Source organism: Butyrivibrio proteoclasticus P6B7 (assembly GCF_000622085.1).
Lineage (GTDB): Bacteria > Bacillota > Clostridia > Lachnospirales > Lachnospiraceae > Butyrivibrio > Butyrivibrio proteoclasticus_A.
Window position 1 is genome coordinate 313,355 of record NZ_JHWL01000001.1, and the last position, 21,686, is coordinate 335,040.

20 protein-coding genes are annotated in these 21,686 nt (G+C 42.8%); all 20 read left to right on the plus strand.

Annotation, left to right across the window (positions count from 1 at the left end; translation table 11 throughout):
* Positions 1-35: 35 nt before the first annotated feature.
* Positions 36-1,346, plus strand: a complete 1,311-nt coding sequence (locus T541_RS0101400; RefSeq protein WP_026651016.1) for an SseB family protein — start codon at positions 36-38, stop codon at positions 1,344-1,346.
* A gap of 81 nt (positions 1,347-1,427) precedes the next feature.
* Complete coding sequence (locus T541_RS20455; RefSeq protein WP_051538026.1) at positions 1,428-2,315, plus strand: chemotaxis protein CheX; 888 nt, start codon at positions 1,428-1,430, stop codon at positions 2,313-2,315.
* A 24-nt stretch (positions 2,316-2,339) separates the two neighbouring features.
* Positions 2,340-2,693 (plus strand): response regulator, encoded by a 354-nt coding sequence (locus T541_RS0101410; RefSeq protein ID WP_026651017.1) that lies wholly within the window; start codon positions 2,340-2,342, stop codon positions 2,691-2,693.
* A 107-nt stretch (positions 2,694-2,800) separates the two neighbouring features.
* A complete protein-coding gene (ymfI, locus tag T541_RS0101415) occupies positions 2,801-3,523 on the plus strand; it encodes an elongation factor P 5-aminopentanone reductase (protein ID WP_026651018.1) in 723 nt (240 codons plus the stop codon).
* Positions 3,524-3,664: 141 nt separating this feature from the next.
* Positions 3,665-4,600 (plus strand): thioredoxin-disulfide reductase, encoded by a 936-nt coding sequence (gene trxB / locus T541_RS0101420; protein ID WP_026651019.1) that lies wholly within the window; start codon positions 3,665-3,667, stop codon positions 4,598-4,600.
* A gap of 193 nt (positions 4,601-4,793) precedes the next feature.
* Positions 4,794-6,116: an SH3 domain-containing protein gene (locus T541_RS0101425; RefSeq protein WP_026651020.1), complete on the plus strand. Its 1,323-nt coding sequence runs from the start codon at positions 4,794-4,796 to the stop codon at positions 6,114-6,116.
* 126 nt (positions 6,117-6,242) lie between these two features.
* Positions 6,243-8,168, plus strand: coding sequence for an RsiV family protein (locus T541_RS0101430; RefSeq protein ID WP_081779813.1), 1,926 nt, complete (start codon positions 6,243-6,245; stop codon positions 8,166-8,168).
* Between the two features lie 543 nt (positions 8,169-8,711).
* Positions 8,712-9,242 carry a ribosome hibernation-promoting factor, HPF/YfiA family gene (gene hpf, locus T541_RS0101435; RefSeq protein ID WP_026651022.1) on the plus strand — a complete coding sequence of 177 codons (531 nt, stop codon included), beginning with the start codon at positions 8,712-8,714 and terminating at the stop codon, positions 9,240-9,242.
* A 205-nt stretch (positions 9,243-9,447) separates the two neighbouring features.
* Complete coding sequence (locus T541_RS0101440; RefSeq protein ID WP_026651023.1) at positions 9,448-10,638, plus strand: acetyl-CoA C-acetyltransferase; 1,191 nt, start codon at positions 9,448-9,450, stop codon at positions 10,636-10,638.
* Between the two features lie 199 nt (positions 10,639-10,837).
* A complete protein-coding gene (locus T541_RS0101445; RefSeq protein ID WP_026651024.1) occupies positions 10,838-11,632 on the plus strand; it encodes an enoyl-CoA hydratase-related protein in 795 nt (264 codons plus the stop codon).
* Between the two features lie 90 nt (positions 11,633-11,722).
* On the plus strand, positions 11,723-12,595 hold the full coding sequence (locus T541_RS0101450) for a 3-hydroxyacyl-CoA dehydrogenase family protein (protein ID WP_026651025.1): 873 nt from the start codon (positions 11,723-11,725) through the stop codon (positions 12,593-12,595).
* A gap of 117 nt (positions 12,596-12,712) precedes the next feature.
* Positions 12,713-13,873 (plus strand): acyl-CoA dehydrogenase, encoded by a 1,161-nt coding sequence (locus tag T541_RS0101455; RefSeq protein ID WP_026651026.1) that lies wholly within the window; start codon positions 12,713-12,715, stop codon positions 13,871-13,873.
* Positions 13,874-13,907: 34 nt separating this feature from the next.
* A complete protein-coding gene (locus T541_RS0101460; RefSeq protein WP_026651027.1) occupies positions 13,908-14,699 on the plus strand; it encodes an electron transfer flavoprotein subunit beta/FixA family protein in 792 nt (263 codons plus the stop codon).
* 28 nt (positions 14,700-14,727) lie between these two features.
* The gene (locus T541_RS0101465; protein ID WP_026651028.1) at positions 14,728-15,777 is read left to right on the plus strand and encodes an electron transfer flavoprotein subunit alpha/FixB family protein; all 1,050 of its coding nucleotides are present in this window, start codon (positions 14,728-14,730) and stop codon (positions 15,775-15,777) included.
* Between the two features lie 612 nt (positions 15,778-16,389).
* Positions 16,390-17,196 (plus strand): hypothetical protein, encoded by an 807-nt coding sequence (locus tag T541_RS0101470; protein WP_026651029.1) that lies wholly within the window; start codon positions 16,390-16,392, stop codon positions 17,194-17,196.
* Between the two features lie 44 nt (positions 17,197-17,240).
* On the plus strand, positions 17,241-17,438 hold the full coding sequence (locus T541_RS0101475) for a hypothetical protein (RefSeq protein ID WP_026651030.1): 198 nt from the start codon (positions 17,241-17,243) through the stop codon (positions 17,436-17,438).
* Positions 17,439-17,488: 50 nt separating this feature from the next.
* Positions 17,489-18,628, plus strand: a complete 1,140-nt coding sequence (gene mtnA / locus T541_RS0101480; RefSeq protein ID WP_026651031.1) for an S-methyl-5-thioribose-1-phosphate isomerase — start codon at positions 17,489-17,491, stop codon at positions 18,626-18,628.
* A 235-nt stretch (positions 18,629-18,863) separates the two neighbouring features.
* Positions 18,864-19,886 (plus strand): energy-coupling factor ABC transporter permease, encoded by a 1,023-nt coding sequence (locus T541_RS0101485; RefSeq protein ID WP_026651032.1) that lies wholly within the window; start codon positions 18,864-18,866, stop codon positions 19,884-19,886.
* A 99-nt stretch (positions 19,887-19,985) separates the two neighbouring features.
* Complete coding sequence (cbiQ, locus tag T541_RS0101490; protein ID WP_026651033.1) at positions 19,986-20,795, plus strand: cobalt ECF transporter T component CbiQ; 810 nt, start codon at positions 19,986-19,988, stop codon at positions 20,793-20,795.
* A 12-nt stretch (positions 20,796-20,807) separates the two neighbouring features.
* A complete protein-coding gene (locus tag T541_RS0101495) occupies positions 20,808-21,551 on the plus strand; it encodes an energy-coupling factor ABC transporter ATP-binding protein (RefSeq protein ID WP_034465556.1) in 744 nt (247 codons plus the stop codon).
* The last annotated feature ends 135 nt before the right edge of the window (positions 21,552-21,686 follow it).

Genomic DNA, 21,686 nt, shown 5'->3' on the forward strand with positions numbered 1-21,686 from the left:
TATGTAATAAAGAAAGGTATTTAGGAAAGAAACAGATGGGATTATTTAATTTATTTGGCGGAAAAAAATCTGATGACAATCAGGAGGCTTTAGAGCAGGAGGCACTTAAGAGCAAAGAGAAGGCTCTTGAGGAGCTTAAGGAAGCTCATTCAGAGCTTTCATGGCCTACAATTCAGAGACTCAATCCAGTTAATGTTAAGGACTCTGAGAACGAGGGCATGGAAGAGACTGTAGATGAGGCTAGAAAGGAAGAGATTGGTCCACACATCTATGATGAGGACATTGATATCGAATATATCCAGAGCCTTAACGTACAGGAAATGCTTTTCCTCCTTACAGCCATGGAAGTATACAACAAGAAGGCAGCTATTCCTTCTTTTGAAAAGAACCACAGAAAGGTTTACAACGAACTTCTGGACAGAATCAGAAATGCCAAGACAGTATTCGTTCTTTATGATGCAGCAACAGGCTATCCTTTCGTAGACCACGGCTTTGCTAACATCTACTTTGAGAAGGAACTTGCTGAGAAGGCAGTAGCTCTTTTTGCAAAACAGTACAGAAAGCTTGCTGTAAGAGAGTGCACAGTGGAGAACGACGTGATCGAGGGCAACAAGAAGGGATTCTTCGATTATCTCTACTATATTGGAATTGAGAACCTTATCGTTGATAATGGCGCATACAGAGCTAGATTTAAGAGAAATGAGATCGTAGCAGCTCCTGGAGACTGGGGTGCTAAGCTTGATCAGACACCTACAAACCCAGCTCTTAACTTCGCTATGCTGGACTTCCTTGCTGAGGTTAGATGGCCAGTTAACTACGAGAAGAGACCTGATATCGTAAAGGCTAAGGAGATGCGCATGGTTTCTCTTATCAGAGATTCCAAGTTCATCGTTCCTATGCAGCATGAGGGTGAGGCTGAGAAGCTTGAAAACGGCGGTGTTAAGTTTGGACCTGACACTAAGTTCAAGTTCCTTGTTCAGAAGACTAAGGATGAGAAGCAGTTTATTCCTGTATTTACAGATGCTATCGAGTTCAGCAAGAGACTTCACGGTTCAGGCTGGAACGCAGCTGTGTTTAGCTTCAAGGATATCATCAACTTCGTCAAGGATAAGGACGGAATCCGCATCAATCCTGATGGACAGGGAATCATTATTCCTAAGGACAGAATGATCGCTCTTGAGCTTGCAGGCCAGCAGGTGGATGCTATTAAGGGTAAGAAGCCTGGTAGCGCAGTTCCTACAGGTGTAAGTGCTGAGGATGCAGCTATTCAGAAGACTCTTTCTCAGGCCCTTGCTAGAATGAACGAGAAAAAGGACGAAAACGAGTTTCAGGACTCTGAACAATAAATAGCTTGTTTATGTACGTGTAATAGTCTAAAATTAATATATGCAGTTGGCGTTAGTATTCTTAAATAGGAGCGACACCATATGTTTGATAGATTGATTGGAATGTACATGGTGGAAAAGGGGAAGATTGACAAGAACAAGCTGACCCAGATTTTCCATGAACAGGAGACGAAAAGAGCTAAGCTTGGCATCATTGCTGTGGCTGAGAAGCTTATGACCATTGCTCAGGCTGAGCAGATCAATATGCTTCAGGCTACTAATGATAAGCGCTTTGGTGATCTTGCTATTGAGCGGGGATATCTCACTGACACACAGGTGGGAAGACTTCTTGAGCTTCAGGGCAATGAGTATCTTATCTTTGCTCAGACCCTGGTGGACATGGGGATTATGACCCTGGAACAGATCAATCAGACAGAGGAAGAGTATCAGAGGGAATACGGATTTACTGAATCAGACATGGCTATTCTTAAGTCTGGTGACGTGGAGAAGATAGGCACTGTATTCGCAGAGACTGATAACACTGTCTATAGAGCAATGTTCTCTATGGGCATAAAGAATATATACAGACTTGTGGATCACCACGTATTTGTGGGCAAGGCCTACAAGGTATCGAACCTGAAGGATGAGGTTTTGGGCTATCAGAAGTTCCATGGCGATCAGAATTATACAGTTGCCATTGCAGGCAAGTTTGAAGACGTCAAGAAAATGGCTATAGCCTATACTAAAGAAGAATTTATCGATACAGAAGAGGATGCACTTGATGCAGTTTGCGAACTCATCAATTGTATAAATGGACTTTATGCTACAGAGCTTAGCAGAAAAGATATTTCTGTGGAGCTTGAGCCACCTAACTTCCATGTTACTTATTCAGAGAGTACCGGAAGCGATATGATGGTGATGCCGGTTTATATCTGTGGCGGACAAGTTAAATATCTAATTGCTATTTCTAGTGACTTTGTTTGTAAGTAAGCTTTTGAATGAGGGGGCAAATAGATGAAGAGTGTATTGATAGTAGATGATTCAAGAACATCACGCAGGATTTTAAGAGATATATTAGAAAGAGCTGGTTATAACGTTGTTGGAGAGGCTGTTAACGGACAGGAGGGATTTGACCAGTACGTTAAGCTTACACCCGACATTGTGACAATGGACATTACAATGCCTGAGATGGACGGTATTGAATGTCTTAAGCTAATTAGAAAGAATAATCCTAATGCTAAAGTAGTCATGGTTACCGCAGCAGGCCAGAAGGAAAAGATGATGGAAGCTGTTAAGATCGGAGCGGCAGAGTTTGTTGCTAAGCCATTTGTAGAGGAAACCGTGCTAGATGCTATTAAGAAATGCTGAGCAGATCGGCAGACAATAAGTAAGACATAACAAGCAAAAGGGTTTGATCACAAGTCAGACCCTTTGTTGTTACTTTTAGATTTTAAACTGGGGATGGAAAAAGTTAAATGGGGAGAAAAATTCTTATCACAGGCGCATCCAGAGGGATAGGCCGTGCAATTGCTGAGCAATTTGCGAGCCTTGGTGATGACCTGTATCTTACCTGTATCCATAACAAGGAGAAGTTGGAGAGCTTATCTAAAGAGCTTTCTGACAGATATCACGTGCAGTGCAAGACCTTCGTCTGCGACTGCGGAGATTCCCCAAGTGTAAAAGAGCTCTTTTCACAGATAGGCGATATTGATGTGGTTATCAATAACGCTGGCGTGGCCCACATAGGTCTTTTGTCTGATATGACAGATGATGAGTGGAGAAGGCTTATGTCCACCAATCTGGACTCTGTGTTCTATACAAGTAGAGCTGCCATTCCACTGATGCTTAAGAAGCACAGCGGAAGAATTGTTAATATCACATCAGTGTGGGGAAGCGTTGGTGCTTCCTGTGAAGTGGCTTATTCTGCCTCCAAGGGCGGCGTTAATTCTTTTACCAGAGCCTTGGCAAAAGAGCTAGCCCCATCTGGAATTGCAGTGAATGCCGTAAGCTGTGGTGTGATAGATACTGATATGAATAGAGACCATTTATCAGAGGAAGACCTGGAAGAACTTAAGGGTGAGATCCCTGCGGACAGATTGGGAGACCCTAAGGAAGTGGCTCAGGTTGTGGCCAAGGTCTGTGAGATGCCAGTGTACATGACAGGGCAGATAATTACTGTGGATGGCGGATGGATTTAAATTTATGCTTTACAAAATAAAAATATGTGATAAGATTAAATTGCACACAATCTAATTCAGGAATTAGATAAGGTACGAAATAGTGCTAATTTGGTTTTGAAGATCAATTTGGATATATTGATCTGGATTTAGGAGGTACATATGCGCGATTTAGTTATTATCGGTTCTGGACCAGCAGGTCTTTCAGCAGCTGTTTATGCCAAGAGAGCTGGCCTTGATATGGTTATTATAGAAAAGAATCCTGTAAGCGGAGGACAGATAATCGATACCTACGAGGTGGATAATTATCTTGGAATCCCAGGGGTTAATGGTTTTGACCTTGCCATGAAGTTCAGGGAGCATGCAGATAAGCTTGGAGCTGAGTTTGTAGATGCTACAGTGACCGGAATCGACGTGGTTAAGGAGGGTTCTGATACAGAGGCTCCTATATATAAGGTTAAGACAGATAATGGGGGCATTGAGACCCGCACAGTTATTCTTGCTACGGGAGCACACCACTCCAAGCTTGGAATTCCAGGGGAAGAGGAGTTTATCGGAAAGGGCGTTTCCTATTGTGCTACCTGCGATGGCGCTTTCTACAGAGGTAAGGTTACTGCTGTAAACGGCGGCGGTGATGTGGCTGTAGAGGATGCTATATTCCTTGCAAGATTTGCTTCTAAGGTTTATCTCATTCATAGAAGAGATGAGCTTAGAGCAGCCAAAATCCTGCAGGATGAGCTCTTTGGCCTTGATAATGTTGAGGTTATCTGGGATAGCGTGGTCAAAGAGGTAAAGGGCGAGGATAAGGTTAATAAGCTCCTTATTGAGAACGTTAAGACTAATGAGGAAAAGGATCTGGAGGTAGATGGCATTTTTGTAGCCATTGGAATTCGTCCTTCAACAGATCTTTTTGCTGATATAGTCGAATGCGACGAAGGCGGATATGTAGAGGCTTTAGAGGATGGAGCAACATCTAAACCAGGCATATTCGTAGCTGGCGATTCAAGGAAGAAGAGACTACGCCAGATAGTTACAGCGGTGGCCGACGGAGCCAACGCAGTCACATCAGTTCAGGACTTTCTGGTTGGAAAAAAATAATCGGAAACGCTGGCCTGGATTGAATATTTGTTGCTGCAAACAAACGCTGAAATGCTCTGTCTTTGATAGGGTATGAGGCTGGAAAATGTCGTAATTACGTTACTTCTTTCCCTTTTGGGGTTGACAAAAACGGGATAATGGCGTATATTTTTAAAAGATGTAACAAATTCCGTAACAATTTTGGAGGTATGTTTTGAGAAAAGCAAATATGCAGCTCGCTGCTTTAGGTATTGCGGCTGTCGTATCTTTTTCAAGCTTCAGTATTGACGCGTATGCTTCATCAAACAAAGTAACTAGCGTGTTACCACAGGCTGGTATCACTTATGCACTTGGTAATAATCAAGTATCACTCTCTACATTACAGCAGTCAGTAGAACTTGAAAATTCAGCAGCTGAAGATTCAGCTAGTGCCTCAAAGGCATCTACAGCAGAGGATAACTCTTCAGCAGCATCAACTACAGATGTGACACCAACAGCTTCCAGCCTTACAGATAGCATCCTTGAGGATCTTGAGAAGGCAACAGGAGCAGTAATCAATAATACAACAGAGGGTTCTGAGGAATCTGCAGAACAGTCAGAGGAAGAGTCCTTCAAGTCCCTTGTTATAGCTAAGGTTAATGATTATGTTAACGTTCGTAGTCTTCCAAGCGAAGATGGCGAGATTATAGGTAAGTTGTACGATAAGTCAGTTGGTACCTTTATTGAAGAGGACAACGGCTGGTACAAGATTAAATCTGGTTCAGTAGAAGGTTATGTTAAGGCAGAGTACTGTGTAACAGGCGATGATGCCGTAGAACTTGCCAAGGAAGTAGGAACCAGAATTGCTACAGTAACAACTACTACACTTAAGGTTCGTAACGGCCCAAGTCTTGAGGCAGAGGTGCTTGGTCTTGTTCCTATCGAGGACGAACTTGTTGTTGTGGAAGAGCTCGATGGATGGGTTAAGGTTAACATCGAGGAAGGTGATGGTTACGTATCAATGGATTACGTTACACTTTCCACAGAGTTCGTAGAAGCTGAGTCCAAGGAAGAAGAGGAAGCTCGTCTTGCTAAGGAGAAGGCAGCAAGAGACGCTGCTAATGCCGCTGCTAAGTCAGGTACTTCAAAAGAGTCATCTTCTAGCGGAGATAAGAGTTATAATTCAGCTAGTTCATATACTACAGAGACAAGCTCAATTGGTAGTGCGGTTGCACAGTTTGCGCTCCAGTTCGTTGGTAACCCATATGTATATGGTGGTACATCACTTACAAATGGTGCTGACTGCTCAGGATTCGTAATGAGTGTATACGCTAACTTCGGTGTAAGTCTTCCACACAGCTCAGGTGCTGACAGATCAGTGGGAGCTGCAGTTGATGGACTTGCTAATGCACAGCCTGGTGATATCATTTGCTACTCTGGTCACGTTGCTATCTACATTGGTAATGGTCAGATCGTACATGCTTCAACAGCAGCTACTGGTATCAAGGTTTCTAACGCAGATTACAGAACAGTTCTTGCAGTAAGACGTATCTTCTAATCGCGACATATTGAGAATTTAATCCCTCCACTTAGGTGGAGGGATTTTTTATATGGGTATTTCTGCAACAATTTAGAGGTTTTATCTGTTAATATATTAGACATAGTAAGAGAGGAGTTTTTTGCCATGAAGAAAAAGATATTATGTGTATTATTATCGCTAACAATGACCCTTCCTATGGCTGGTTGTGGCCTTGATAATGTTTTTAGTTTTAGTTATAAAGATGATGCTGCGAATGAAGAAGAGTCCTCTGAGGAGGAAGAAGAGGCTTCTGATGAGGCTAGCGAAGAGGCTTCTGAGGAAGAGGAAGAAGAGGCTGTAGCTGAAAATGACGTGGTGATTGTTAATGCTGATTATAATGATGAGTATCTCTTTGATACTGATGGCAATTTCATCAGGCATCTGGATGATCAGGAAATCCTGGATGTCCTTAAGCTTAGTAATGATGACTCATATGCCCATCTGGAGGCTGCAACAGGGACCATTCTCTTCTACCAGGTGACAAGATATGACAATGGCGTTGCCTCCAGTGAGTTTATAGCCTTTGATTATGAATCAGGAGAAGTTGTCCAGATTCAGGATTGGAGGGAAAAGACATCTTATGGACAAGCTGAGGTATATAAGGGAAAGATTTTCTTTACTGAATCACATGGATCTGACGAAAGTAATTACAGATGCTATGAGATTGATCAGGATAATCTGGAATTCACAGAGAGCGCCTCAGACTATGTGGATGTTCTTGCAGAGGTTAAAGGCTATAACATTAATTGTAAGACCTGCTATGACCATCAGCTTGATGAATATGGTGTTATGCTGGCAAGGAAGGATGATTCCCATTACGCCATCTATAAAGACGGCACAGTGAAAGAGTTAGAAGGACTTACAACAGGGATGTCTTCAAGCTATATGGATCAGGAGAGAGTTCTTTATACACAGTTTGATACAGATACCTATGAGCACCTGGGCCTCTTTGAGCTTGACCTTGAGAGCGGAGATATCAAGCAGATCACAGACAAATACGTTTCTTTGATTGCCTACGAGGATGGCGTGCTGTATTACCTTTTTAAGGATGAGATTGAGTTTGAGGTTTTTGACTGCACTGCATATCGTTATGATGTGGAGTCCGGAGAGGAGACAGCTCTTTATACAAAAAGATCTGTACCTGGCGTTGAAAACTACAGTTATCCTGGAGATTATGCCATTTCCATAAAGGGCGGAAAGGCTTACTATCTTGATTTTGCAGATGGTGAGGTTACCTTCAAGAGGGCTGATGTTGGAGAAGAGGGCCTTGAAAATGAGGAGGATACCGGAGTTGTTGTTAATTCCTACTCTGCCTTTGAATATGGAACAATTGATTATGAGACAACAGCTTCATACTGTGAGAACTGCGGAATTCCATTTACACAGTGCTATGTAGAGTACTTTAATCTGGATTCTAAGTATTCTGAGTACGCAGATGTGATCAATGAAAAGCTCCACGAAAAACCAAAAAATCTTCTTGCTACGTATTCAGAGCCAACCTATGATCACAGTGATGAAGACTGCGAGGAGCATGCTGAGTATCCGCAGGCCTTTAATGAGACAGATACTTATACTATTGAGGATGTGGGAATTCTTGAGGATAAGTACCTCTATGTAACAAGAGGAGGCTACTGGTATGGCGGTGGTGCTCATGGTATGCCAAACAGAGGTCAGCAGTTATTTGATCTTACTACTGGAGAAGAGCTTCATCTTAGCGACTTCTATACAGGAACTGAGGAAGATTTTAAAGAGCTTGTGGCTACCAAGACAAAAGAGGATTTCGAAAGTTACGGTGAGGCGGCATTAGAAGGAGGTTCTCCATATTTCCAGACAACTCCAGAAGATGTGTATAATTCAGCTTATGAGTGTGTTCAATATGCGGAGGATACAGACTATAGCTGGTATTTCCAGGAAGATGGACTTCTTTTCTTCTACTATCCATATGATATGGGATCTTATGCAACTGGTTTCATTGAGATTTTCATTCCTTATGAGGAGCTGCTGGGAAGAAGTACTCTTTCTGAGAACTGATTGTGAATTGATGGCATTAATTAATGTCTGATTGTGGATAATTGATGTGATTATGACGGAATCTACTGTTATTAGTTGACGTATATGACGCAGAATATTAAGTTCATTAATTTTACGGAAGTAAAGAAGAGAATCGAAAATATTTTGTTTTCTCCGATATGCACATAAATGCAAAAGTCAACATATATTAATAACTTTTTTTTCACACATTTTTTAGAAGTTATCCACAATCCACATTTTGAAAAGGGCGATTTTTGGACTTTTGCACAAAGTTATCCACATTGTCCACAGAAAACCACTTTTTACAAGTAAATTTTATGCAATAGAAAGCAGGAGATATTTTTTGTGCATAATGCACAAAACAGTTCTTTTGAAACATTTATAAATATCATTTTAGGGATTATAAATTGCATGACCTCTTCATAAGATGGTATAATATCGTATAGACAAAAGGCGGTAGATTTGCTAAATTGTCTTAAATATTCGCATAGAGATAGTTCTTTTCACAGAATTATCCGATGCGGCAGCAAAGGGGATGATTGCATGAAATTCACTATCGTTGGTAAGAACATTGATGTAACACCTGGCCTTAGAGCCGCAGTGGAGGAAAAGATCGGAAAACTCGAGAAGTACTTCACACCAGACACACAGGTTAACGTTACACTTAATGTGGACAAGGAAAGACACAAGATTGAGGTTACCATTCCCGTTAAAGGTAAGATCATTCGTGCAGAACAGGTCAGCAATGATATGTATGTATCAATTGACCTGGTAGAGGAGGTTATCGAAAGACAGCTTAAGAAGTATAAGAGCAAACTGGTAGATAAGCAGCAGGCTGAAGCCAGCAACTTTAAGAAAGAGTACATCGAGACTGATTATATGGATGAAGAAGAGATCAGAATCGAGCGTATGAAGAAGTTCGAGCCTAAGCCAATGTATCCAGAGGATGCATGCGTACAGATGGAACTCTTAGGTCATAATTTCTTCGTATTTGTCAATGCGGATACCGATCAGGTAAACGTAGTATACAAGAGAAAAGGCAACACTTATGGCCTTATAGAGCCCGAGATTTGACATTTAGTTAAATAAATATCAAATTATAGAATTTTTATAAAATAGCTCCCAATTGGGAGCTATTTTTGTTGCATTTGCCTAAGTGCTATGTTACAATTGATTTGTTCTGATAAAAATTTATCAATCAGAATTTTCTAACGGTTTCGCAAGGAAAAGTTAATAAAAAAATGGACATAGACATGTCCCAAAATGGAGGTAATACTTTATGGCACAGAAAGTAGTTTTAGCAGGCGCAGTAAGAACTGCTATCGGCAAGATGGGTGGAGCTCTTTCAAACACACCAGCTGCAGAGCTTGGTTCTATTGTTATTAAGGAAGCACTTAACCGTGCTGGCGTTAAGCCTGAGCAGGTTGATGAAGTTCTTATGGGTTGCGTTATCCAGGCTGGTCTTGGACAGAACGTAGCTAGACAGGCTTCTATTAAGGCTGGTCTTCCTATTGAGACTCCTGCAGTTACTCTTAACGTAGTATGCGGTTCAGGTCTTAACTGTGTTAACATGGCTGCTGACCTTATCAAGGCTGGTGAGGCTGATATTGTAGTAGCTGGTGGTATGGAGAATATGTCTATGGCTCCTTATGCACTTCCTAATGCACGTTTCGGATATCGTATGAACAACGGTACAGTTGTAGATACAATGGTAAACGATGCTCTTACAGATGCTTTCAATCACTATCACATGATGATCACAGCAGAGAATATCTGCGATAGATGGAACCTTACAAGAGAAGAGCTCGATGAGTTCTCAGCTAATTCTCAGCAGAAGTGCGAGAAGGCTATGGCAGAAGGCAGATTCAACGACGAGATCGTTCCTGTTCCTGTAAAGGTTAAGAAGGAAATGGTTGAGTTCAAGGTTGATGAGGGTCCTCGTGCTGGTACAACAGTTGAGTCACTTTCAAAGCTTAAATGCTGCTCAGGTAAGGAAGGCGGACTTGTTACAGCAGGTAACGCTTCTGGTATCAACGACGGTGCTGCAGCAATCGTTGTTATGAGCGAAGAGAAGGCTAAGGAACTTGGCGTTAAGCCTATGGCTACATGGGTTGGCGGTGCTCTTGCAGGTGTTGAGCCTGAGGTTATGGGTATCGGACCAGTTGCAGCTACTAAGAAGGTTCTTAACAAGACAGGTCTTTCACTTGACAATATCGATCTTATCGAGGCTAACGAGGCATTTGCAGCTCAGTCAGTTGCAGTTGCTAAGGACCTTGGATTCGATATGAGCAAGGTTAACGTTAACGGTGGTGCTATCGCACTTGGTCACCCAGTTGGAGCTTCAGGATGCCGTATCCTTGTTACTCTTCTTCACGAGATGGCTAGAAGAGACGAGGCTAAGAAGGGTCTTGCTACTCTTTGCATCGGTGGCGGAATGGGTTGCGCTACAATCGTTGAGAAATATGAGTGATATAGGGATTCAAACTGAAGCAGTCTTCCGTGCTTGCACGGTTAAGACTGCTTTAGCTTGAAGACCGAACAGACATGAGGAAGTAGGCAGATATGCCGGATTCCGAATGCATGTAGCATGACGAGAGCGTTAGCGCAGTCATGCGTATGTCACGAATAAGTAGTGGGAATCACTACAACATATATAGGAGGAATTTAAAATGGGTTTTGTTAATTGCGAAGTAAAAGAAAACATCGCTGTTGTAACAATCAACCGTCCTGAGGCGCTTAACGCACTTAATTCTCAGGTTCTTGATGACCTTGCAGCAGCATTCGATAGCATTGACACAAACGTTGTCAGAGCTGTTGTTCTTACAGGCGCAGGTGAGAAATCATTTGTTGCTGGTGCTGACATCGGGGAGATGAGCACACTTTCTAAGGCTGAGGGCGAGGCTTTCGGTAAGAAGGGTAATGATATCTTCCGCAAGATCGAGCAGTTCCCAATTCCAGTTATCGCTGCAATCAACGGATTTGCTCTTGGCGGTGGATGTGAGATCTCAATGAGCTGCGATATTCGTATCTGCTCAGACAATGCTATGTTTGGTCAGCCAGAGGTTGGTCTTGGAATCACACCTGGATTTGGTGGAACACAGAGACTTGCTCGTCTTATCGGCGCTGGAATGGCTAAGCAGCTTATCTACACAGCACGTAACATTAAGGCTGACGAGGCTTACAGAATTGGTCTTGTTAATGCAGTATATCCACAGGAGGAGCTCCTTCCTGCAGCTGAGAAGATGGCTAGCCAGATCGCTGCTAACGCACCTATCGCTGTTCGTGCTTGCAAGAAGGCTATCAACGATGGACTTCAGGTTAACATCGATGAGGCTCTTGTAATCGAAGAGAAGCTCTTTGGTTCATGCTTCGAGTCAGAGGATCAGAGAGAGGGAATGGCTAACTTCCTTAGAAAGAAAGACGACCCAGCTAAGGTTAAGGTTGTAGCCTTCAAGAATGCGTAACTAATCGCGTACTTCTTTGTTCTGGTTTCAATATGTGAGAGTAGAACATAGTTAGAATACAAAATACACAATAAATAGGAGGAACACAAAATGAAAGTAGCTGTAATTGGCGCAGGTACAATGGGATCAGGTATTGCTCAGACATTTGCTCAGGCTGAGAGCGTTGAGAAAGTATATCTTTGCGATATCAAGACAGAGTTTGCAGAAGGCGGATTTGCTAAGATCAAGAAGGGCCTTGATAAGCAGGTTGCTAAGGGAAAGAAGACTCAGGAAGAGGCTGATAAGATCACAGCTAAGATTCAGACAGGTCTTAACGACATCTGTGCTGATGCTGATCTTGTAGTTGAGGCTGCTCTTGAGGTTATGGACATCAAGAAGAACCTTTTCAAGGAGCTTCAGGACAACATCGTAAAGAACCCAGATTGCATTTTTGCATCTAACACATCATCTCTTTCAATCACAGAGATCGGTTCAGGACTTGCTAAGCCTATCATCGGTATGCACTTCTTCAACCCAGCTCCTGTTATGAAGCTTGTTGAGGTTATCCAGGGTGCTAACACACCAGATGAGTACGTAGAGAAGATCAAGAAGATCTCTGAGGATCTTGGAAAGACTCCTGTACAGGTTAACGAGGCAGCTGGATTCGTTGTTAACAGAATCCTTGTTCCTATGATCAACGAAGGTATCTTCGTATATTCAGAGGGGGTTTCAGATATCGCTGGTATCGACACAGCTATGAAGCTTGGATGTAACCATCCTATGGGACCACTTGAGCTCGGTGACTACATCGGACTTGATATCGTTCTTGCTATCATGGACGTTCTTTACTCAGAGACAGGCGATTCTAAGTATCGCGCTTGCCCACTTCTTCGTAAGATGGTTCGTGGTAAGAAACTCGGCGTTAAGACTGGAATTGGCTTCTACAATTACGCTGATGGAAACAAGGTTCCAACAGATAAATGATAATCACTTGCTGAGGTTTTTTCGAAGCTAGTGAGTATTATTGTTCTGGCGAGTGCTTTAGCACGAGAGCAGAACTTCATTGTGAATTATTAAATAAAAGATTTGGAGGAAAAAATAATGGATTTTCAGCTTGATCAGCAGCATGAAATGGCGAGAGCTCTTTTCAAAGATTTTGCAGAAAAAGAAGTAAAGCCAAACGCAATAGAGGTTGACGAGACAGAGGTTTTCCCAATGGAAACCGTTAAGAAGATGCAGAAGTATGGTTTCATGGGTATTCCTATTCCTAAGGAGTATGGCGGACAGGGATGCGATCCTCTTACATACGTTATGTGTGTAGAGGAGCTTGCAAAGGTTTGTGGTACAACAGCAGTTATCGTATCTGCTCACACATCACTTTGCTGCGATCCTATTCTTACATATGGTACAGAAGAGCAGAAGCAGAAGTACCTTGTACCACTTGCTAAGGGCGAGAAGCTCGGTGCATTTGGTCTTACAGAGCCTATGGCTGGTACAGACGCTCAGGGCGTTCAGACAAAGGCAGTTCTTTCAGATGATGGTAAGGAGTGGATCCTTAACGGTTCTAAGTGCTTCATCACAAACGGTGAGGTTGCTGATGTTTACATCATCATCGCTTACACAGATATCGTAGAAGATAAGAAGGGTAGAAAGCAGAAGAAGTTCTCAGCATTTATCGTTGAGAAGGGAACACCTGGTTTCACATTCGGAACAAAGGAGAATAAGATGGGTATCCGTGGATCATCCACATACGAGCTTATTTTCCAGGATTGCCACATCCCAGCAGAGAACCTTCTCGGCACACGTGGTAAGGGATTCCCAATCGCTATGCATACTCTTGACGGCGGACGTATTGGTATCGCTGCTCAGGCTCTTGGTATTGCTGAGGGTGCCCTTGATAGAACAGTTGAATACGTAAAAGAGAGAAAGCAGTTCGGTAGAGCTATCGGCGCTTTCCAGAACACACAGTTCCAGCTTGCTAACATGGCAACACAGTGCGAAGCTGCAAGACTTCTTGTTTACGCTGCAGCAGATGCTAAGAAGAAAAAGGATGTTTACTCTGTAGAAGCTGCTAAGGCTAAGCTTTTCGCAGCAGAGGTTGCTATGGATGTTACAACTAAGGCTGTACAGCTCCATGGTGGTTATGGTTACATCAGAGAGTACGAAGTAGAGAGAATGATGCGTGATGCTAAGATCACAGAGATCTACGAAGGTACATCAGAAGTTCAGAGAATGGTTATCTCTGGTGCTCTTTTAAAGTAATCACTACTAATTAAATTATAGAAGGAGAATAAAAATGAAAGTTGTAGTTTGCATTAAGCAGGTCCCTGATACAAAGGGCGGCGTTAAGTTCAAACCCGATGGAACATTGGATAGAGGTGCAATGCTTGCTATCATGAATCCTGATGATAAGGCAGGTCTTGAGGCAGCACTTAGATTAAAAGATCAGTATGGCGCAGAGGTTACAGTACTTACAATGGGTCTTCCTAAGGCTGATGCAGTTCTTAGAGAAGCTCTTGCAATGGGTGCTGACAAGGCAATCCTTGTAACAGATAGAGTACTCGGCGGTGCTGATACATGGGCAACATCATCAACAATTGCTGGTGCCCTTAGAAATATCGATTATGATCTCATCATCACAGGCCGTCAGGCTATCGATGGTGATACAGCTCAGGTTGGTCCTCAGATTTCTGAGCACCTTCACCTTCCTGTTATCTCATACGCTGAGGAAATCAACGTTGATGAGAAGGCTGGAACTGTAGAAGTTAAGAGACAGTTCGAAGACAGATATCACATTGTTAAGGCTAAGATGCCTTGCCTTGTAACAGCTCTTTCAGAGCTCAATGATCCAAGATATATGACTCCTGGCGGAATTTTCGATGCATTCGAGAAGGAAGTTACAGTTTGGGGCAGACCTGATCTTAAGGATGTTGACGATTCTAACCTTGGACTTAAGGGCTCACCTACACAGATTGCTAAGGCTTCTGATAAGGTTAAGAAGGGTCAGGGCGAGAAGGTTGTTCCTGATTCAGCTGATGAAGCAGTAGATTATATCGTAGGTAAGCTTACAGAGAAGCACGTTATTTAAAAATTTTTATCGGTAAAGGAGAAAAGTCATGTCTTTAGAAGAATATAAGGGTGTATTTATATTTGCTCAGCAGGTAGACAATGAGCTTTCAAGCATCGCGCTTGAGCTTCTTGGTAAGGCAAAAGATCTTGCTAACGACCTTGATGAGAAAAAAGTAACAGCTGTACTTCTTGGTAGCGATGTTAAAGGTCTTGCAGACAAGCTCGCTGAGTACGGCGCAGATAGAGTAATCGTAGTTGATGATCCAGCTCTTAAGGATTACAGAACAGAGCCTTACACACACGCTCTTGCATCAGTAATCGATGAGTTCAAGCCTGAGATCCTCCTTGTTGGTGCTACAGCAATCGGTAGAGACCTTGGCCCTAGAGTATCATCAAGAGTACATACAGGTCTTACAGCTGACTGTACACAGCTCGAGATTGGTGACTTCCCACTTGAGCCATCACCAGCTAGAGAGACAAAGCATAAGCAGCTCCTTATGACAAGACCTGCATTCGGTGGTAACACAATCGCTACAATCGCTTGCCCAGACTTCCGTCCTCAGATGGCTACAGTTCGTCCAGGCGTTATGCAGAAGATCGATCCTATTAAGGGCGCTAAGGCAGAGGTTGTTGAATTCAATCCTGGATTCGAAGAGAACAACTGCTACACAGAGATCCTTAAGATCGTTAAGGAAGCTTCTTCAGTTGCTGATATCCAGGCTGCTAAGATCCTTGTATCTGGTGGTCGTGGAGTTGGTTCTGCAGAGAACTTCAAGATCCTTGATGACCTTGCAGAGGCTCTTAACGGAACAGTATCTTGCTCACGTGCTGTTGTAGATTCAGGCTGGAAGCCAAAGGATCTTCAGGTTGGTCAGACAGGTAAGACAGTTCGTCCTCAGCTCTACTTCGCAATCGGTATTTCTGGAGCAATCCAGCACGTTGCAGGTATGGAAGAGTCAGACATCATCATCGCTATCAACAAGGATGAGAATGCTCCTATCTTCGATGTAGCTGACTACGGCGTAGTTGGAGATCTTAACAAGATCGTTCCTGCTCTTACAAAGAAGATCAAGGAAGCTCTTGCTGCAAAGAACTAATATTCATTAGTGATAATCAATCTGCCATTCCTTTTGGAATGGCAGATTTTTTGTGCTTAAATCAGAGTTATGTTTACAATTCTAATTTGATTTGATAATATCTAATACATTCTAATGTTTGTTTCAAGCGATGGCGTTCTGCTATCGAGCAAATCCCATTGGATTAGGCTTATGGTGAAGGTGTAGATGTTCGTAAAATACTTGCTTCGGAGCATGTTTAAGAGAATCTGAGAACCACCGACAGATTTAGTGGAGTATTCGGTGTTTTCAGGAACATGTGGAGAATACACTAATGGAAAAATAACTATTATCGGGGATATAACAATGCTATTAAATATGCACCGAAGAATAACAAATGTGATTCGGTGCTGGATCATATATGCATGTAAAAAACCGAGAATAGTAGGAGGTATTTCGGTAAGTAAGATAGAGAATAAGAAATACACCGAGAGAAGGGTGTCGGTGTTCGGAGGATTACTAAAAAGAAATAAAACCATCCGAAATAATGCGCCAAAAAGTCGGTGCATTAGCTGGAGACCTATTAAAGACACCGAAGGATAGAAAAAGAGAATACTAAAGAGGATACTAAAGAGGATAGAAAAGAGGATACAAATGATAAAAGCAGTATTAGATAAATTACAGATTGAGCATAAATCGCTAATTTGCATAAAACAAGAGCTTGAAAAGGAGGTTCAGAAAGCTCCGGAAGGCTCTTTAAGGGTGGATAGATGTCATAATGACATATACTTCCGATGTTATAAAAAAGAGGAGAAACATGAGCATAAGAATGGCCAATATATTCATAAAGACAACAAACAATTGGCAATTGATCTGGCTCAGAAGGAATATAATAGAAAGGCGCTGACAGGAGTCACAAAGCTTGAGAAGGGCCTGGATAATCTGTTGAAATGTTATGAACAAAATAACCTCGAAATAATATATAATGGTTTGGGTGAAGTTAAGAAAAGTATGATAACTCCCATTGTTCTTCCTGATGATAAATACATTGATAAATGGAAAAAAGAAAAGAAGACAGATATCAACACCTATGAGAATGTAACCAATATATTCTCGGAAATTGGTGAGCACGTCAGATCAAAGTCAGAAAAGATCCTGGCGGATAAATTCATGATGGAAGGCATACCTTACGTCTATGAGCCCAATGTTGTTCTTAAGGATGGTTCTCAGATATTTGCGGATTTTGCACTGTTAAATGTAAGAACCAGGCAAGATTATTATCTTGAACATTTCGGCATGATGGATAATCCAGAGTATGCACGGCGTGCAGTTCAAAAGATGGAAATGTATTATCAAAATGGGTATTATATGGGAAAGAATATAATCTATACTTTTGAAACTAGCGATATAGGACTCGGAAAAGACGTTATTGATAGAATTGTTCGAGAATACTTAAAATAAACTAATGGCTAATTAGTTTCAAATATGATTAGAAAGGAACACAAATGGATAAAAAACAGAAATTACTTGATCTTATAGATAAGGCAGGCAAAGGCAGCATCGAGGCCGCAGAGGCCATAGCACTTGGCTACTACAACGGCGATTTCGGTGAAAAGAACTATGCAAAAGCCAAGAAGTGGGCTTCCTACGCAGCCAAGCACGGAAGCGAAGCAGCAGCTGAGCTTATGGGCAAACTTCAGTAAGCAGCACAAGCAATTAATGAGCAAGTACTAAAACACAGGAGACAACGCATATGAAAAGCATTCTTGATTACGAAACAGTAGCACTTATAGATGAAGACGACGCAATAGAGATCATTGACCAGACCCTTCTTCCAGGCACCACCAAGATGATCAGACTTCACACAGGCCAGGAGATCTGGGACGCAATCTACCTTCTTCAGGTAAGGGGGGCGCCTGCAATTGGCGTAACAGCAGGCTTTGGCCTTTATCTTCTCATGAAGCACTCACAGGCCGCCACCTATGATGAGTTCGTAAAAGAGCTAAGAGAAAAGAGCGACTTCCTGAATTCTTCAAGACCTACAGCCGTGAACCTTTCATGGGCACTTAAGCGCATGGAGAACCATGTGAAGGGCTTTTATGGGGAACTTACAGGAACTAGCATTAATGCACAGGAACAGCCAAGCGCTGACAATAAAGAACACAGCTCCTTCGAGGCAATCCTTCCTCAGCTCATTGCCGAAATGCGCGCAGAATCAGAGCGTATCAAGGAAGAAGATATCGATGTTTGCAGACGTATCGGTGAATATGGCTTAACGCTCATTAAGGATGGCTATGGTCTTCTTACTCACTGTAACGCAGGCCAGCTTGCTACCTGCAAGTACGGTACAGCTACAGCACCTATGTATCTGGCTCATGAGAAGGGCTATAACATCAAGGTTTACTGCGACGAGACAAGACCACTTCTTCAGGGTGCAAGACTTACAGCCTACGAGCTTCATTCAGCAGGCATTGATACAACACTTCTTTGCGACAACATGTCAGCTTCTCTTATGAGAACAGGCGCCATCAATGCAATATTTGTGGGCTGCGACAGAGTTGCTGCCAACGGTGATGCTGCTAACAAGATCGGAACCAGCATGGTTGCGCTTGCTGCCAAGAGATACAACATCCCATTCTATATATGTGCACCAACCTCAACTATTGATATCAACACCCCTACCGGAAAAGAGATCAATATTGAGCAGAGAAAGCCTGAGGAAGTTACAGAGATGTGGTACAAAGAGCGCATGGCTCCAGAGGGAGTAAACGTCTTCAACCCAGCCTTTGATGTAACTGACAATGATCTCATCACAGGAATTGTCACAGAGCATGGCGTTCTCACAGCGCCATACGATCAGGCAATTAAAAAGATATTTGAAAACAAGAAATGATCGCATAAAACCTGCCACTAATTACACTGATAATTAGTGGCATTTTTATGCATTTATAACCCCCTAGGGGGCTTGTGAGCCCCAATTTGCAAGCTTTATAATTATTGTGTTGCCAAGGTGTGTAGGCCCACATTTTTCGTCCGGTGATTTGTGCGTCGACACACCCTTTTCACGAAATGCGGAGCTTAATAGCTCACAAATATAAAAACAAAAGGCGTGGGGGAGGTAAATTATTATGCATATGGCAGATGCGCTGGTAGTACCAGCAGTTGCAGGAACAATGTACGTTTTATCAGGAACTGCAGCAGGAGTTTCAATCAAGAAAGTAAGGGAAGAGAATGATCCTAAGAAGATTCCTGTAATGGGAGTTATGGGGGCATTTGTATTTGCAACTCAGATGCTGAACTTTACAATTCCAGGAACAGGTTCATCAGGACATCTTTGCGGAGGCATGATGCTTTCAGCAATGCTTGGACCATTCGCTGGATTTATCACAATGATCGGAGTACTCCTGGTTCAGGGATTATTATTTGCAGACGGAGGTCTTCTGGCACTGGGCTGCAATGTCTGGAACATGGCCTTTTACGGGTGTTTCCTGGGGTCCTTCCTATTCTGGCGACCAATGATGAAAAAAGGTGCCAGCAGAGCTAAGATTATTATTGCTTCAATCCTTGGATGTATAGTAACATTGCAGTTAGGAGCATTTTCAGTAACATTAGAGACTTTAATATCAGGTGTAACAGAGCTTCCATTCTCTGCATTCCTTGCAGCTATGCAGCCTATCCACCTGGCTATCGGCCTTGTTGAAGGCCTTATCACAGCAGCAGTTCTCGTATTCGTATACGAGGCAAGACCAGAGCTTCTGTGGGGCATTGGCGGCGAAGACGTAGTTAAGGAGAAAAAGGAAGGCAAGCTTTCCTTCAAGAATACAATTATCGTCCTCGCAGTTCTTGCAGCAATTGCAGGTGGAATCGTATCTCTTTTTGCATCAGCATTCCCAGATGGCCTGGAGTGGTCAATGGAGAAGGTTGCTGGAACATCAGAGCTTGAAGCAGCAGGCGGAGCCTATGATGTAGCCGCAGGAATCCAGGATACAACATCACTTCTTCCAGACTACGCATTTAAGGGAAGTGAGGCAGCCATCGGCACCAGCTTCTCAGGAATAGTTGGAGCCCTTGTGGTTGTGGCCCTCATGGTTGGCCTTTGCTATGCATGCAGATTCTTCCTTAAGAAGAACAAAGAGGATAAGGCTGCCTGATAAGCCGCATTTAAGATAGAAATCCAGCGTGATAGATGCTGGATAGCCATCATGAATGACAAACTAGAGTCTCAATATTAATCTGGATGAATTATTCACATGGCGTCAATTGATAAGCAGTTAAAAGAACTAAATAAAATCCAGGACTTACAGCAGCGTTCTCAGTGGATGAATATCCTTCACCCACTGGGGAAGCTGCTTCTTAGCGTTTTCTACATAATAATCACAGTCTCATTTGGAAAGTACGATCTGGTTCCGCTGATCATCATGAGCATTTACCCGATCTTTGGCTTCATCCTTGGAGAGCTGTCCTTTAAAGACGGCCTCTACAGAATGAGACTGATCCTTCCACTGGTACTTCTGGTGGGCATATTTAATCCATTTTTTGACAAGAACATACTCTTTTACATAGGTGGCACCGCAGCTGAAACAGGGGCTGCAGTTCAGGGAGGCTTTGCAGTAACAGGCGGCATGGTATCCATGGTAACTCTGATGCTAAAGGGTTTTTACTCAGCGCTGTCGGCCTATATCCTCATCGCCACCACCTCCATCGACGATATCTGCTACGCTCTAAGATGTCTTCACATGCCTAAGATGATCGTAATAGTCATCATGCTGATTTACAGATACTTTGGCGTCATGGGAGCAGAGGCAGAGCGCATTATCACAGCCTACAAACTAAGAGCCCCATCCCAGAAGGGAATTCATTACAAAGCCTGGGGCACGCTGGTGGGCCAGTGGCTACTTCGCAGCATGGACAGAGCAGAGGATGTGTACGAGAGCATGCTGCTTCGCGGCTTTAAGGGGGACTTTTTTACCAGTAAAAAGAGCTATGGGCTCTTAGATATACTCTACGTCATAATCTGGACCATGATCCTGGTCCTGATTCGCAGCAGAGTTATTATTTGATTGGAGAACGCTATGCACACAGGAATACACGGAGAAATACTAAGAATAGAGAACCTGAGCTTCACCTACGAAGACAACAACCATGTCCTTGATGACATCAACCTTGTTGCACACGACGGCGAAAGCATCGGAATCATCGGAGCCAACGGAATCGGAAAGTCCACACTGATGAAGCTTTTAGTGGGACTGCTTCTTGATTATCAGGGAACAATTGAGGTGGCAGGCCATCCTGTTAATAAAAAGAACTTAAACCATGTCAGGGAGCATATCGGCTACGTTTTCCAGGATTCAGATAGTCAGCTCTTTTTATCCACAATTGAGGACGATGTGGCCTTTGGCCCTAGGAACTACGGGCTTTCAGAGGAAGAGGTAAAAGAAAAAGTGGATGCAGCCCTGGCTAAGGTTCATATCAGCGACCTTAAGAACAAGCACATTTACAAGCTTTCCGGAGGTGAGAAGAAGCTGGCGGCCATAGCCACGATCCTTGCCATGGAGCCGGATATTATCATCATGGACGAGCCTTCAATTGCGCTGGATCCAAGGAACAGAAAGAACCTGATCAGCATTCTTAACGATATCCATTCCCTTAAGCTGATCACATCCCATGACCTGGATTTCATCATGGATACCTGTGAGAGGACAGTCCTTTTGGACGATGGAAGGATAATTGCCAACGGCAAGACCTCGGAAATCCTGTCTAATAAAGCTCTTTTAGAGGATCACGGACTGGAACTTCCGCTGAGACTTCAGAAGTAAGAGCTTTGTAAATTACAAAATCAGAAATAATGATCACTACGAATTGACGACATAACGTACAAAGCATTGAGAACAAATCAATAAAATGATAAAATATTAATGGTATGTACTAGCATACGTTAACTGGATCTATTG

Excerpts from the sequence above, each read along its gene's own strand:
- T541_RS0101400 (WP_026651016.1), top strand. The coding sequence starts at position 36 with ATGGGATTATTTAATTTATTTGGCGGAAAAAAATCTGATGACAATCAG.
- T541_RS20455 (WP_051538026.1), top strand. The coding sequence starts at position 1,428 with ATGTTTGATAGATTGATTGGAATGTACATGGTGGAAAAGGGGAAGATT.
- T541_RS0101410 (WP_026651017.1), top strand. The coding sequence starts at position 2,340 with ATGAAGAGTGTATTGATAGTAGATGATTCAAGAACATCACGCAGGATT.
- ymfI (WP_026651018.1), top strand. The coding sequence starts at position 2,801 with ATGGGGAGAAAAATTCTTATCACAGGCGCATCCAGAGGGATAGGCCGT.
- trxB (WP_026651019.1), top strand. The coding sequence starts at position 3,665 with ATGCGCGATTTAGTTATTATCGGTTCTGGACCAGCAGGTCTTTCAGCA.
- T541_RS0101430 (WP_081779813.1), top strand. The coding sequence starts at position 6,243 with ATGAAGAAAAAGATATTATGTGTATTATTATCGCTAACAATGACCCTT.
- hpf (WP_026651022.1), top strand. The coding sequence starts at position 8,712 with ATGAAATTCACTATCGTTGGTAAGAACATTGATGTAACACCTGGCCTT.
- T541_RS0101440 (WP_026651023.1), top strand. The coding sequence starts at position 9,448 with ATGGCACAGAAAGTAGTTTTAGCAGGCGCAGTAAGAACTGCTATCGGC.
- T541_RS0101445 (WP_026651024.1), top strand. The coding sequence starts at position 10,838 with ATGGGTTTTGTTAATTGCGAAGTAAAAGAAAACATCGCTGTTGTAACA.
- T541_RS0101450 (WP_026651025.1), top strand. The coding sequence starts at position 11,723 with ATGAAAGTAGCTGTAATTGGCGCAGGTACAATGGGATCAGGTATTGCT.
- T541_RS0101455 (WP_026651026.1), top strand. The coding sequence starts at position 12,713 with ATGGATTTTCAGCTTGATCAGCAGCATGAAATGGCGAGAGCTCTTTTC.
- T541_RS0101460 (WP_026651027.1), top strand. The coding sequence starts at position 13,908 with ATGAAAGTTGTAGTTTGCATTAAGCAGGTCCCTGATACAAAGGGCGGC.
- T541_RS0101465 (WP_026651028.1), top strand. The coding sequence starts at position 14,728 with ATGTCTTTAGAAGAATATAAGGGTGTATTTATATTTGCTCAGCAGGTA.
- T541_RS0101470 (WP_026651029.1), top strand. The coding sequence starts at position 16,390 with ATGATAAAAGCAGTATTAGATAAATTACAGATTGAGCATAAATCGCTA.
- T541_RS0101475 (WP_026651030.1), top strand. The coding sequence starts at position 17,241 with ATGGATAAAAAACAGAAATTACTTGATCTTATAGATAAGGCAGGCAAA.
- mtnA (WP_026651031.1), top strand. The coding sequence starts at position 17,489 with ATGAAAAGCATTCTTGATTACGAAACAGTAGCACTTATAGATGAAGAC.
- T541_RS0101485 (WP_026651032.1), top strand. The coding sequence starts at position 18,864 with ATGCATATGGCAGATGCGCTGGTAGTACCAGCAGTTGCAGGAACAATG.
- cbiQ (WP_026651033.1), top strand. The coding sequence starts at position 19,986 with ATGGCGTCAATTGATAAGCAGTTAAAAGAACTAAATAAAATCCAGGAC.
- T541_RS0101495 (WP_034465556.1), top strand. The coding sequence starts at position 20,808 with ATGCACACAGGAATACACGGAGAAATACTAAGAATAGAGAACCTGAGC.